At 59.6% G+C, this 11,614-nt stretch carries 14 protein-coding genes; 5 read left to right on the top strand and 9 right to left on the bottom strand.

Annotated elements, in window-relative coordinates:
* Positions 1–35 precede the first annotated feature (35 nt).
* From E0F99_RS25755 to atpD, 6 genes are read right to left on the bottom strand one after another with little or no spacing between them, the layout of a single operon-like run.
* Complete coding sequence (locus E0F99_RS25755) at positions 36–326, bottom strand: F0F1 ATP synthase subunit C (protein ID WP_130909000.1); 291 nt, start codon at positions 324–326, stop codon at positions 36–38.
* 41 nt (positions 327–367) lie between these two features.
* Complete coding sequence (locus E0F99_RS25760) at positions 368–1,069, bottom strand: F0F1 ATP synthase subunit A (RefSeq protein WP_083359039.1); 702 nt, start codon at positions 1,067–1,069, stop codon at positions 368–370.
* Positions 1,060–1,386, bottom strand: a complete 327-nt coding sequence (locus tag E0F99_RS25765; protein WP_083359040.1) for an ATP synthase subunit I — start codon at positions 1,384–1,386, stop codon at positions 1,060–1,062. Before E0F99_RS25765 ends, E0F99_RS25760 begins: the two co-directional genes overlap by 10 nt.
* Entirely contained in the window at positions 1,379–1,735 is a 357-nt protein-coding gene (locus E0F99_RS25770) for an AtpZ/AtpI family protein (RefSeq protein ID WP_083359041.1), read from the bottom strand. The genes E0F99_RS25765 and E0F99_RS25770 overlap by 8 nt, the downstream gene beginning before the upstream one ends.
* Complete coding sequence (locus tag E0F99_RS25775) at positions 1,732–2,136, bottom strand: F0F1 ATP synthase subunit epsilon (RefSeq protein WP_083359042.1); 405 nt, start codon at positions 2,134–2,136, stop codon at positions 1,732–1,734. The genes E0F99_RS25770 and E0F99_RS25775 overlap by 4 nt, the downstream gene beginning before the upstream one ends.
* Positions 2,117–3,574, bottom strand: coding sequence for a F0F1 ATP synthase subunit beta (gene atpD, locus E0F99_RS25780; RefSeq protein WP_083359043.1), 1,458 nt, complete (start codon positions 3,572–3,574; stop codon positions 2,117–2,119). The genes E0F99_RS25775 and atpD overlap by 20 nt, the downstream gene beginning before the upstream one ends.
* Positions 3,575–4,255: 681 nt before the next feature.
* Between atpD and E0F99_RS25785 the strand changes: the two genes are divergently transcribed.
* From E0F99_RS25785 to E0F99_RS25805, 5 genes are all read left to right on the top strand, one after another.
* Positions 4,256–5,251: a TRAP transporter substrate-binding protein gene (locus E0F99_RS25785; protein WP_083359045.1), complete on the top strand. Its 996-nt coding sequence runs from the start codon at positions 4,256–4,258 to the stop codon at positions 5,249–5,251.
* Positions 5,252–5,316: 65 nt separating this feature from the next.
* Positions 5,317–5,949, top strand: coding sequence for a TRAP transporter small permease (locus E0F99_RS25790; RefSeq protein WP_083359046.1), 633 nt, complete (start codon positions 5,317–5,319; stop codon positions 5,947–5,949).
* Positions 5,946–7,229, top strand: a complete 1,284-nt coding sequence (gene dctM, locus E0F99_RS25795) for a C4-dicarboxylate TRAP transporter large permease protein DctM (RefSeq protein ID WP_083359047.1) — start codon at positions 5,946–5,948, stop codon at positions 7,227–7,229. The genes E0F99_RS25790 and dctM overlap by 4 nt, the downstream gene beginning before the upstream one ends.
* A 55-nt stretch (positions 7,230–7,284) precedes the next feature.
* Positions 7,285–7,719, top strand: coding sequence for a YeeE/YedE family protein (locus tag E0F99_RS25800; RefSeq protein WP_083359048.1), 435 nt, complete (start codon positions 7,285–7,287; stop codon positions 7,717–7,719).
* A gap of 2 nt (positions 7,720–7,721) precedes the next feature.
* Positions 7,722–8,177, top strand: a complete 456-nt coding sequence (locus E0F99_RS25805) for a YeeE/YedE family protein (protein ID WP_083359049.1) — start codon at positions 7,722–7,724, stop codon at positions 8,175–8,177.
* Positions 8,178–8,291: 114 nt separating this feature from the next.
* On the opposite strand, the gene E0F99_RS25810 is transcribed toward E0F99_RS25805, so the two are convergent.
* The 3 genes from E0F99_RS25810 to E0F99_RS30140 form a co-directional block, all read right to left on the bottom strand.
* On the bottom strand, positions 8,292–9,776 hold the full coding sequence (locus E0F99_RS25810) for a basic amino acid/polyamine antiporter (protein WP_083359050.1): 1,485 nt from the start codon (positions 9,774–9,776) through the stop codon (positions 8,292–8,294).
* 212 nt (positions 9,777–9,988) lie between these two features.
* On the bottom strand, positions 9,989–11,197 hold the full coding sequence (locus tag E0F99_RS25815; protein ID WP_083359051.1) for an acetate/propionate family kinase: 1,209 nt from the start codon (positions 11,195–11,197) through the stop codon (positions 9,989–9,991).
* Between the two features lie 170 nt (positions 11,198–11,367).
* The coding region (locus E0F99_RS30140) for a hypothetical protein (protein ID WP_207303101.1) at positions 11,368–11,614 on the bottom strand (247 nt) is incomplete at its 5' end.

Below are 11,614 nucleotides of genomic sequence, written 5' to 3' on the forward strand. Positions count from 1 at the left end.
GGGGGGGAACAGTGGAACCTGTCAAGGAACAGGGTCTATTGACCGGCCGCCGGTGCAACGGACGCTATAGAGTTATTCCGGAATGGTTTGGCGAAGATCAGGACCATCGACACGACAAAGCAGTAACTGGCCGTTGACTCGATCATCGCCAAGCCGACAAACAGCGTGCGCGTGATGGTAGCGGACGCGTCGGGCTGTTGCGCCAGGGAGCTTAGCGCTGTAGCGACAGCCCTTCCTTCGGCGAGCGCGGGGGCCATCGTACCGAAGCCGGTGGTCAAGCCCGCCATAACAATCGAGGCGATGGCGATCCAGGTGAGAGAGTCCATAAGGGGCCTTTGTATGGGTTGATGGGAGAGGTCAAAAGGGCTCAGGCCGCCGCTGCCGAGGACGGCTTCTTGGCGGCTGTGCCGCTGCGGGTGGCGGCGGCGATGTACACCGCCGCCAGGATGGTAAAGATGTAGGCTTGCACCATGCCGGTGAGCAAACCCAGCACGGTCATCACGATGGGGAAGAAAAACGGTGTGATCGATAGCAAGATGGCGATGATCATCGCGCCGCTCATCATGTTGCCGAACAGGCGCACTGCCAGCGCCAGCGTGCGTGAAGCTTCGCTGATGAGGTTAAAGGGCAGCATGATCGGCGTCGGTTGCAGGTACGACTTGAGGTAGCCCGCCAAGCCCTGGCCATAGATGCCAAACACCGGCACCGCCACCCATACGCACAACGCCAGTGCGACGGTGGTCGACAGTGAGGCGGTGGGCGGTTCGAAGCCAGGGATCACCGTGCCCAGTGCCGCAGCGGCGACAAACAGGAACAGCGTGCCGAGAAAACCCAGATAACGGCGTGGATGCTTGAGGCCGACATCCTTGATCTGGCCGACCATGGCCATCACCACAATCTCGAGCAGGTTTTGCCAGCGCGAGCGTTCGTGGCCGGTAGCAAGGCGGCGGGTGATCAGCACTGCACCCACGACCAGCAGCGCCATCAGCGCCCAAGTGAATACAATCGTGGCATTGAGCTTGAAGACGCCACCCTGCCAAAAGATCCATGCATCAGGCGTCAGGCGCATGGCGGCGCTCCCCGTAGAGGCGGTGCCTTGGTCGCCGCGCTCAAGCGTGTGACGCGCATGACCAGGGCCCGGGCCAGCAGGAAGCCCAACATGCACAGCCCCAGCCGCGCCGGTTGAGCGGCACCGACGGCATAGAAGCCCAGCAAGACGATGGCGGTGCGCAGTAGGAGGCTGCCAAGGAACCAGCGTGCCGGCGTTGGCGACGAGGCGCCACGGCGTACGGTCCACCACAGCCCGCCGAAGAATATCGCGCCCAGCACGCCACCGGCCAACAACGCGCCCATCCCCACCAGCGCCCAACTGCCATAGTCAATCATCACCCTGCTCCTTCTCGTCGAGTTCATCGTGCATGGCGTGGTCTTCCCTGGCCACCCAACGCCACGCGTTGAAGCAACCGAGGGTCAACCCCGCCACCAACAACGCCAGCGTCCACGACCGACCGCCGGACGGGTGATGATCGAGCCACAGCCCAAGGGCCGCGCCCAATAATGTGGGCACCACCACGGACCAGCCGATCAGCCCCATCATGCCCAGGCCGAACCACACGCCAGGAGTACCGCGGCGGCGTGCTTTGAGTTTTCGGGCGGCCTTGGCGCCGACCTGTTCGGCCAGTGTCGGGCCGCCAGGTGCAGGATCGGACGACGGGCGTTTCGGGTTTTGCTTCATAACGGGCGATCGTGTAACGACGCGAAGCGGCGCATGAAGCCACTCTCCAGCCGGGCCATGGTCGCGCGCATCGCAAGTTCTTGCGTATCCAGTGTCAGAAACTGCTGCTCGATTGCGTCGTGCAGCCGGGACAGATCGTCACCGCGCAGCGCCCGTCGCGCCGAGATCACCACGGTCTGTCCAGTCTTGACCAGCACCCCCGCGTCCAGCGCCAGGAACACTTCACCTTGGGCTTCGCTGTGGAAACTGAGGATGCCCGGCACAAGCGCCGCCACACAGTCCAGACGCCTTGGCAGCAGGCCGAACGAGCCTTGCGCCGTCTCGACGACGATGTGCGACACGTTGGTTTCAACGGCGAACACTTCGAACGGCAGCAATACCTTAAGTGTCATCAACGGCATGGCTCGGCTCCTCAGTGGTCTGAGGCGAGGTGTTCACCTTCGCCTTGGCTTCATCGACTGCGCCGATCATGTAGAGCGCGCTTTCCGGGAAGTCCTTGAACTCGTCCGCCAGAATGCGCTCGCAGCCGTCCAGCGCGTCATGCAGACTGACGAGCTTGCCGCGCATATTGGTAAATTGCTCGGTGGTAAAAAAAGGCTGGGTCAGGAAGCGCTCCAGGCGACGTGCACGGGCCACCACCTTGCGGTCATCCGCTGACAATTGCTCCAAGCCGAGCATGGCGATGATGTCTTTGAGTTCGGCGTACTGGGCGAGCGTACGGCGGATTGCCTGCGCAAGGCGGTAGTGGCGCTCGCCAACGATGCCCGGCGTGAGCACCTTCGAGCTGGACTGCAGGGGATCGATGGCCGGAAAAAGGCCTTCACTCGCGCGTTTGCGCGACAAGACAATCGATGCCGAGAGGTGCGAGAACGTATGCACTGCCGCCGGGTCGGTGAAGTCATCAGCTGGCACGTAAACCGCCTGGATCGAGGTGATAGCACCGCTGTCGGTGTTGGCGATACGTTCTTCCAACGCCGCGAGCTCGGTGCCCATCGTCGGCTGGTAACCCAAGCGCGACGGCATCTGCCCCATCAAGCCGGAAACCTCGGAACCGGCCTGGATAAAACGAAAAATATTGTCGACGAGCAGCAGCACATCGCGGTGTTGGTCGTCGCGAAAGTACTCTGCCATCGTCAATGCCGCATGCCCGACCCGGAAACGTGCTCCAGGCGGCTCATTCATCTGGGCAAAAATCATCACCATGTTGGGCAGCACGCCAGCGGCCTGCATCTCACGGTATAGCTCCTCGCCTTCGCGTGAACGCTCACCGATACCGCAAAAAATGCTCACGCCTTTCTGGTGGCCGATCATGTTATGGATCATCTCGGTCAGCAGCACCGTCTTGCCGACACCCGCGCCACCGAACAGGCCCGCCTTGCCACCGCGCTCCAGAGGCGTGAGCACATCAATGGCTTTGATGCCGGTCTCGAACACCTCGCAATGGGTGGAGCGGCGTATCAGCGGCGGTGGCGCCTGGTGCACGGAGCGCCATTGCACGCCATCCAGCGCAGGCTGGCGATCGATGGTATTACCAAAGACGTCGAACATGCGCGACAGAATCTGATTGCCAACCGGCGCTTTCAAAGGGCCACCGGTGTCGTGTACAGGCATTCCTCGCGCCAATCCCTGGGTGGGTGTCAGCGCGATGCCACGCACGTGGTGCTCGTCACGCTGGGCCAACACTTCGATGACCACCCGACCTGCATCACCGGCGCGCAACAGGGTGTGGATGGGCGGCAGCACTGCATCGAAACGAATGTCCACAACACTGCCGCGCACGGTAGCCACCACACCGACATTCATAGCCGCGTTCTGCGGCGTCACCTGGCGCAGCATCATCTCCAGTCCTCCTGCGGGGTTATCGTGGCGAGCCTGTGTTCCATGCCTTGGTTAATGCACATGGCTGGAACAGCGTGGTAGCCGGGCCTGTTCAGGCGCATCGGGCGAGCGCTGGGCAGCAGCCGATCGGTCTGCGGCACGCCCCCGAGGTCATATAAAACTCTGCCAACGGGCACTGACACCCACTCGAGCTCAGGAAACAGACGATGGCCAACCTCGCCAGGGAGTACGGCGAGTAAACGGTCCTGCTGGGGGGTTGGCGTCTCCGACATATTCAGTAACCTTTTTTTTCGCCACCCTTAACACGGTGCGAAGCACGCGAATTCAGCGGCCGGGCAACGCCTAACTAAGCGTGCGCTCTACGCCAATACGGCATACCCCCACGTTAGCGGCCTGACAGGCGCTTGAGTAGCCTCGGAAACTACCTACAGACAAGGATCGGCGGTATGACTGGGCGGATACCAGGAGGCCCGTGCGCCCCCAGAATCTGGCCCGCTCTAAGACCGCGCGTGTGGCGCAGGGCAGAAGGTGCGGAAACTACTCAGTGGCGCTTTCCATTGCCACGCTGACGCGCCTGCACTCAGTGATGTTTTTTTGCCTAGACTGGATGCTTGGCCGTATAACCAACTGCGCGTCAGAGCACAGGCCGCCCAAAAACTAAAATAAGAGGAATCCCCCAAAATGTTCAAATCCATCTGCAAGGCACTCGCCTGCACGCTTGCTCTAGGGAGCATGAGTGCAGTCATGGCAGCTGATCCAATCATCATCAAGTTCTCACACGTCGTCGCCGACCATACGCCCAAGGGCCAAGGCGCACTGCTGTTCAAGAAACTGGTAGAGGAACGCTTACCCGGCAAGGTCAAGGTCGAGGTGTATTCCAACTCATCGTTGTTTGGTGACGGCAAAGAGATGGAAGCTCTGTTGTTGGGGGATGTGCAGTTAATTGCGCCGTCACTGGCCAAGTTCGAACAGTACACAAAGACCCTCCAACTGTACGACCTGCCCTTTCTGTTTGATGACATCGCTGCGGTTGACCGCTTCCAGATGAGCCCGCAGGGCCAGGGGCTGCTTAAGTCCATGGAGAGTAAAAACATCACCGGCCTGGCCTATTGGCACAATGGGATGAAGCAGTTGTCGGCCAACAAACCGCTGCGTGTTCCTGGGGATGCCCGCGGCTTGAAGTTTCGGGTGCAGGCCTCTGCGGTGCTTGAGGAGCAGTTCAAGGCCCTGCGCGCCAACCCGCGCAAGATGAGCTTTGCCGAGGTGTATCAGGGCTTGCAAACCGGTGTGGTCAACGGTGCAGAAAACCCTTACTCGAACATCTACAGCCAGAAAATGCATGAGGTGCAGAAATACATCACCGAATCCAACCATGGTGTGCTCGATTACATGCTGATCACCAACACCAAGTTCTGGAATGGCCTGCCGCCGGACATTCGCAGTGAACTGGACAAGATTATTGTGCAGGTGACCGCGCAGGTTAACAAAGATGCCGAGCAGCTCAATCAGGACGCCAAGCAAAGCATCATTGCCGCCAAAACCACCGAAATCATCACCCTGACACCTGAACAACGCGAACAATGGCGTGTCGCGATGAAACCCGTCTGGAAAAAATTCGAAGCCGATATCGGCCCTGAGCTGATCACCGCAGCCGAAGCCGCCAACAAGGCTCAATGACCGCAAGGCAGGTGTTGCCGACGTGGTAGCACCTGCCAGTCATTACCATACGGGAGATGCCATCCATGCAGGCCTTTCGGCGCATCTGGGAACACTTCGAGGAAGGCTTCATTGTCTTCCTTTTGGCCGCGATGACATTGGTAACGTTCGTCTACGTCATCCTCAACAATCTCTATACGCTCTTCTACCGGCTTGCCGACAATTGGGAAGGCGCCAGCAACCTATTATTCGCCATGGGCGATGGCGTCATGAGCATGGCTCAAGCCATGACCTGGAGCACCTCACTCACCAAGGCGCTGTTCGGCTGGCTGATCTTCTTCGGCCTGTCCTATGGTGTGCGCACCGCCGGGCATATTGGCGTTGACGCGCTGGTAAAGCTGGCGAGTAAACCCGTCCAGCGGCTCATTGGGATCTTGGCCTGTCTTTGCTGCCTGCTCTATGCCGGCCTGTTCAGTGTGGCCAGCTTCGAGTGGATTCATACCCTGATGTCGGCGGGAATTGGCGCCGAGGACCTTGGCCATTTCGGGATCATGCAATGGCACATCGGGCTGATCGTCCCTGTGGGTTTTGCATTGGTATTCATCCGTTTCGCTGAAATTTTCGTGCGCATCCTGCTGCACCGCCAAACCGGTCTCGGCCTGGCCGATGAAGCCGCCGACGTGATGAAACTGACCGAACACGAGGACAATAAACCATGACCATTGCCTTCCTGTTCGCGGCACTTTTCGCCTTGATGTTCATTGGTGTGCCCATTGCCATTTCCTTGGGCCTGGCGGGCTCGCTGACCCTTGTATTTTTCAGCCCGGATTCCGTTCGCTCCCTGGCCATAAAGTTGTTTGAAACGTCAGAGCACTACACCCTGCTGGCGATTCCGTTTTTCTTGCTTGCGGGCGCCTTCATGACCACCGGCGGCGTCGCACGCCGGCTGATCGACTTTGCCAACGCCTGCGTCGGGCATATTCGTGGAGGGTTGGCCATCGCCGCCGTATTGGCCTGCATGCTGTTTGCAGCGCTCTCCGGCTCCAGCCCCGCAACGGTTGCGGCGGTGGGTTCGATCGCGATTGCCGGTATGGTGCGCTCTGGTTACCCGCAGGCATTCGGCGCGGGAATCGTCTGTAACGCGGGCACACTGGGTATCCTGATACCGCCCTCGATCGTGATGGTGGTGTATGCCGCCGCCACCGAGACATCCGTTGGCAAGCTGTTCATGGCCGGCGTCATACCTGGCCTGCTGCTGGGGATAACGCTGATGGTGGCGATCTACATCGTCGCCGTTAAGAAAAACTTGCCGGCCCTGCCACGCGCAACCCTGCGTGAGTTTCTGAGTGCTGCACGTAAAGCCGTCTGGGGGTTGCTGTTGATGCTGATCATCCTGGGTGGCATTTACACCGGGATGTTCACGCCGACGGAAGCCGCTGCCGTGGCGGCGGTGTATTCGGCGTTCATCGCCTTGTTCGTCTACAAGGATCTGACGTTTCGCGAGACACCTAAAGTGCTGCTCGACGCTGCCAAGCTGAGCATCATGCTGATGTTCATCATTGCCAACGCCATGCTCTTCGCTCACGTATTAACCACCGAGCAGTTACCCCAACAAATCACGGCCTGGGTGATCGAGGCGGGGCTGACACCGGTGACCTTCCTGCTGGTGGTGAACATCGTCTTGTTGGTGGCTGGTGCGTTTATGGAGCCCTCGGCCATTATCCTGATCCTGGCGCCGATCCTTTTCCCGATCGCCATGAAGCTGGGTATCGACCCGATTCACCTTGGGATCATCATGGTGGTCAATCTGGAGATCGGTTTGATAACGCCCCCGGTCGGTCTGAACTTGTTCGTGACGTCCGCGGTGACGGGCATGTCAGTGCCTGCCACCATCAAGGCAGCCATGCCCTGGCTGGTGCTCTTGCTGCTGTTCCTGGTGCTGATTACCTATGTCCCCTGGATTACCCTGGCACTGCCCAACTGGCTGGGCATGAATTAATGCCCGCCCGCCCCAATCTGTCATCCTTCTCGCAGCCTTCTAAAAGGAAACCGCTATGATCGATATGAGCCACTTCACGCCGCTGAGTGCATGGGTCGGTGGCCTATTGATCGGCTCGGGCGCCGTGCTGTTGATACTGTTCAACGGACGCATCGCCGGCATCAGCGGCATCGTCGGCGGCCTGCTTCGCCCGGTGACGGGGGACGTTGCCTGGCGAGCGGCATTTGTGCTGGGGCTGCTGATGGCTCCCGTGGCTTACCAACTTGTCGCGCCATTGCCTGCGGTGCAGATCGACGCCGGTTATCCACTCGTGATCCTTGCCGGCCTGCTGGTCGGTATTGGCACGCGCTATGGGGCTGGGTGCACCAGTGGTCACGGTGTGTGTGGCCTGTCGCGTTTATCCCGACGCTCCGTGGTCGCCACACTCGTGTTCATGAGCGCGGGTTTCATCACCGTTTATGTTGTTGGCCATCTCTTGGGAGGCCTTTGAGCATGCCGCTTTTTTATGCGTGGGTTGCCGGTTTGGTGTTCGGCATCGGCTTGCTGGTTTGCGGAATGACAAACCCGGCCAAAGTCATAGGTTTCCTCGACGTGAGCGGACGCTGGGATCCCTCACTGGCCTTTGTCATGGGCGGCGCCATTACAGTGGCGGCAGTCGGTTTCAAATTCGCAAGAACGCGAACCCGGTCGCTGCTGGGGCTGCCGATGAACCTGCCCACCGCTCGAAATATTGATCGGCGCCTGGTCATGGGTAGCCTTCTGTTCGGCGTCGGTTGGGGCGTGGCCGGTATTTGTCCGGGGCCGGCTTTGGTGCTGCTAGGCTCGGGCCTTCCTGAAGGTGTTGTGTTTGTCATCGCTATGTTAGCCGGCATGGGACTCTTTGAATGGCTCGAGCGACGCAAACGTCGTGCAGCGTCGATCAGCGCCTGCGTGGATAAACCCACCTGAATCAGGTTCGACAGCGTGCGTCAGCGAACAGACGTTGGCTGGACAAATCGCTGCGTGTCGACCCCGACTGTGCTTGGATCAAGGCCTCGCCGCCGTACGAGTCGTCACAACAGTTCAACCGGGAACGCGAGAATAGACCTGTGCCAGGTGGCCGCTGAACAGCATCCACAGCGCTAATACGCCAAGGACGACAAGCAGCACGGCAACAATCATCTCGAGCCTTTTGAACACAGGCTCAGTCGGCGAGTGCTCTTTGCGTGCCCAGATGAACACCCCGTTGCCAATGGCAAAAAACATGGCGCCGGCGAGCATGTATTCAAGGCCTGCGGCATAAACAAGCCAACACCCATACACCGTACCCAACACACTGCTGACCAACGCCGTGGTTTTACCGACCTTTGCGGTCGTCGGGTAACTGCCATTCGCGATGATTTTCCACAAGAAGCCCGTGGCGCCGATGTAGGCCGGCAATATCATCACCCCAGTGATGGAGAGCATCACGTTCCAGGCGTTGTTCGAGAAGAACATCAGGATCATCGCCGCCTGCATGACGAAGGTGGAAACCCACAGCGAGACCGACGCAGCGCCCTGCTTGTTAGTCATGGCGAACGCTTGGGGAAATGTCCCGTCCTTGGCCGCAGCCCAGGGTAGCTCAGCGACGAGCAGGGTCCATACCAGCCAGCAAGCCAATACCGAGATCAGCACCCCACCATTAACAAAATACTCGCCCCATTTGCCGACAATCGAGCCTAGAATCGCCGCCATCGAGGGCGGTGCAATGACCGCCAACTGCGCCTGAGTCATGATCCCAAAGGGCAGTACCGAAATCAGAACGTACAGTAACAAGGTCACGAAAAACCCTGTCAATGTCGCCCGGCTCACGGTCTTGGCATCCGATTTGTCGGACATGACCACTGCGCCTTCAATGCCAATGAAGACCCACAAGGTCACAAGCATGGTGCTCTTGACCTGCCCCAGCAGGTTGCCCAACGGCTTGCCGCCCGCTGCGTTGGCGCCGACATTGCCCCAGAAATCGGTGCTGAAAAGTCCGGCTTTCACCGAGACGGCAACCACCCCGATGAACACCACGATCGGCACAAACTTGGCTACCGTGCCGATCACGTTAAGCGCCGACGCACGCTTGACCCCGCGCAAGACCAGCCAGTTCAGTGCCCAGAAAACACTCGACCCGAGCACAATTGCCCACCCGGTATTCCCGCCGTTGAAGTAAGGCGGAAAAAAATAGTTGAGTGTGTCCATCAGCAGTATTGCGAAGCCAACGTTGCCAAAGGCCGATGACAGCCAGTAGCCCCAAGCGACCTGAAACCCGGCGAATTTGCCGAAGCCATTGCGCGAGTACCTGTAAATGCCGGCGGTAATCTCAGGTTTGATGTCAGACAGCACCTGGAACGTGCGAGCCAGGAAGAAAATGCCAAGCCCAGACACCCACCAGGCAATGAGTACCGCGCCCAGCCCTGCCTGTTGCGCCATGTTTTGCGGCAGGTTAAAGGCCCCTCCCCCCACCATTGCGCCGATCACCAGCACGGTCATGGAGAACATGCCAAGCGTGTGTTTGGCGGATGCGTTGGTCGAAGCCATTGCGGCGCCTGAATCGGGAACGGCCCCCGTTGCTGTGGTTGCGTTGATGGCGTCAATCCTCAGTCATACACAGTATCTGACAGCGTCCTTCGACAACGTCCACGCCATGCGTGTGCTGTGTGTTCACCAGGCATCAGCGACGCAAGGCCTAGCAGCGACGGGTCGAGTGGCAGCGATTCCACACGGTTGTTAACAAGGCACTACCCATGGTTTCAGCAAGAGGTATGCAACTGTCGCAAGACATGCCGTGCCATGTTCAGGTTTTCGTCAGTGGGTATCACCCAGGCTGACACGGGGCTGTCGGGCCTCGACAGGCAGCCTGATAATGCATTTGCCTCACCGTCGTTGCGCTGCACCCCCAGCCATTGGCAACCCTCAACAATAGCGGTGCGCACTTCGGTGGCGTGTTCGCCGATGCCTCCCGTAAACACCAATGCATCCAGCCCACCCAATAGCGCCGCATACGCGCCAATCTCACCTACAACGCTGCGTACGAACAAAGCCACCGCCTCTTTCGCTTCAGGCATTTCGCTGGCCTGCAGTTCGCGCATGTCGCTGGAGATCCCTCCTGACACGCCCAGCAGCCCGCACTCGTGATACAGCAGATGTTCCAGGGACGTCACGCTCATGCCGCGCTCACGCATCAAGTACAGAAGGATGCCCGGGTCGAGATGCCCGGGCCGGGTGCCCATAAGCACCCCGTCCAGTGTGGAGAAGCCCATGCTCGTTGCGCGACTGACACTGTTGTGCATCGCGCACAGGCTGGCACCGCTGCCCAAATGGGCGACGATGGTTTTGCCCTTGGCCGCCCGCTTGTCGTATTGAGGCAAAACACTGGCGATGTATTCGTAGGACAAACCATGAAAGCCATAGCGGCGCAGGCCTTGCGCGGTCAATGCCCGGGGCAGTCCGTAGCTCACTTGCAGCGCGTCGAGGGTGTGGTGGAACGCGGTATCGAAACACACAAACTGCGCCAGGCCAGGATGCTTGCCCGCCAGATAGAGGAGCGGCGCCAGGCACTGCGCCTGATGCAGGGGCGCCATCGGGATAAGCGCTTGCAGGTCGGCGATCACCGCGTCGTCGACCCGTTGCGCAGCCTCAATACGATCGCCACCGTGAACCACACGATGGGCCGCTGCACAGATTTGCCAGGCGTAATGACGGTCAATCCAGTCCATCAGGTGGTACAAGGTGCCGCCTGGCGGCGAGGCATCGTTGCGTGGCCACTGTTCTTCATTTTGGGTGTGTGCACCCGTGCGATTGAAGATCAGGTGCTCAGTGTCGTGACGCACGTTGAAACTTCCGCTGCCCAGGCATACAGGTCCGCGCCAGGAGTCAACGTCCGCCTGGTACAAAGAAAATTTGATACCCGACGACCCCGCATTCAGGACCAGCAGCACATGGCGCGATTCGTCAGTCATGAAGCACCTCGTCAATGAACCCTGTTATCCAAGCCGCCAACGCCTGACAACGGCACGCTCGCACACCCCATGGTCAGTCTGATCGCCAATAAGCTGGCCGCCTTGACCTGGATCAGAAACACCGGACATCGGCCCACAGTGAGCGGCTGACGGCGAGACACATCGTTGCGTCAGCTGCGAAAAATACGCAGAGCACGTATCGCCTCGGTGAAGCGCGCCTCGACGGCGAGCACATCGTCTGTTTCGGGCACAGCGTCACGCGCCCCTTTGACGATCATGCCTGCGTGGCGCTGGAGGCATGTCGCCTGCTGCACAGAGTTCACATGAACAGCGATCTGGGCGATGGCATCGAGCATGCGGATTGCCACGGCCGGGTTTGAACGAGCGCTTTGCCTGATCTGGTTGAAGGCGGTATCT

The sequence above is a fragment of the Pseudomonas antarctica genome (assembly GCF_900624995.1).
GTDB classification, from domain to species: domain Bacteria; phylum Pseudomonadota; class Gammaproteobacteria; order Pseudomonadales; family Pseudomonadaceae; genus Aquipseudomonas; species Aquipseudomonas antarctica.

Coding starts and splice junctions, on each gene's coding strand:
- E0F99_RS25800 (WP_083359048.1), top strand. CDS start 7,285: ATGATCGATATGAGCCACTTCACGCCGCTGAGTGCATGGGTCGGTGGC.
- E0F99_RS25785 (WP_083359045.1), top strand. CDS start 4,256: ATGTTCAAATCCATCTGCAAGGCACTCGCCTGCACGCTTGCTCTAGGG.
- atpD (WP_083359043.1), bottom strand. CDS start 3,574: ATGATGCTGCGCCAGGTGACGCCGCAGAACGCGGCTATGAATGTCGGT.
- E0F99_RS25760 (WP_083359039.1), bottom strand. CDS start 1,069: ATGCGCCTGACGCCTGATGCATGGATCTTTTGGCAGGGTGGCGTCTTC.
- E0F99_RS25765 (WP_083359040.1), bottom strand. CDS start 1,386: ATGATTGACTATGGCAGTTGGGCGCTGGTGGGGATGGGCGCGTTGTTG.
- E0F99_RS25790 (WP_083359046.1), top strand. CDS start 5,317: ATGCAGGCCTTTCGGCGCATCTGGGAACACTTCGAGGAAGGCTTCATT.
- E0F99_RS25755 (WP_130909000.1), bottom strand. CDS start 326: ATGGACTCTCTCACCTGGATCGCCATCGCCTCGATTGTTATGGCGGGC.
- E0F99_RS25815 (WP_083359051.1), bottom strand. CDS start 11,197: ATGACTGACGAATCGCGCCATGTGCTGCTGGTCCTGAATGCGGGGTCG.
- dctM (WP_083359047.1), top strand. CDS start 5,946: ATGACCATTGCCTTCCTGTTCGCGGCACTTTTCGCCTTGATGTTCATT.
- E0F99_RS25775 (WP_083359042.1), bottom strand. CDS start 2,136: ATGCCGTTGATGACACTTAAGGTATTGCTGCCGTTCGAAGTGTTCGCC.
- E0F99_RS25805 (WP_083359049.1), top strand. CDS start 7,722: ATGCCGCTTTTTTATGCGTGGGTTGCCGGTTTGGTGTTCGGCATCGGC.
- E0F99_RS25810 (WP_083359050.1), bottom strand. CDS start 9,776: ATGGCTTCGACCAACGCATCCGCCAAACACACGCTTGGCATGTTCTCC.
- E0F99_RS25770 (WP_083359041.1), bottom strand. CDS start 1,735: ATGAAGCAAAACCCGAAACGCCCGTCGTCCGATCCTGCACCTGGCGGC.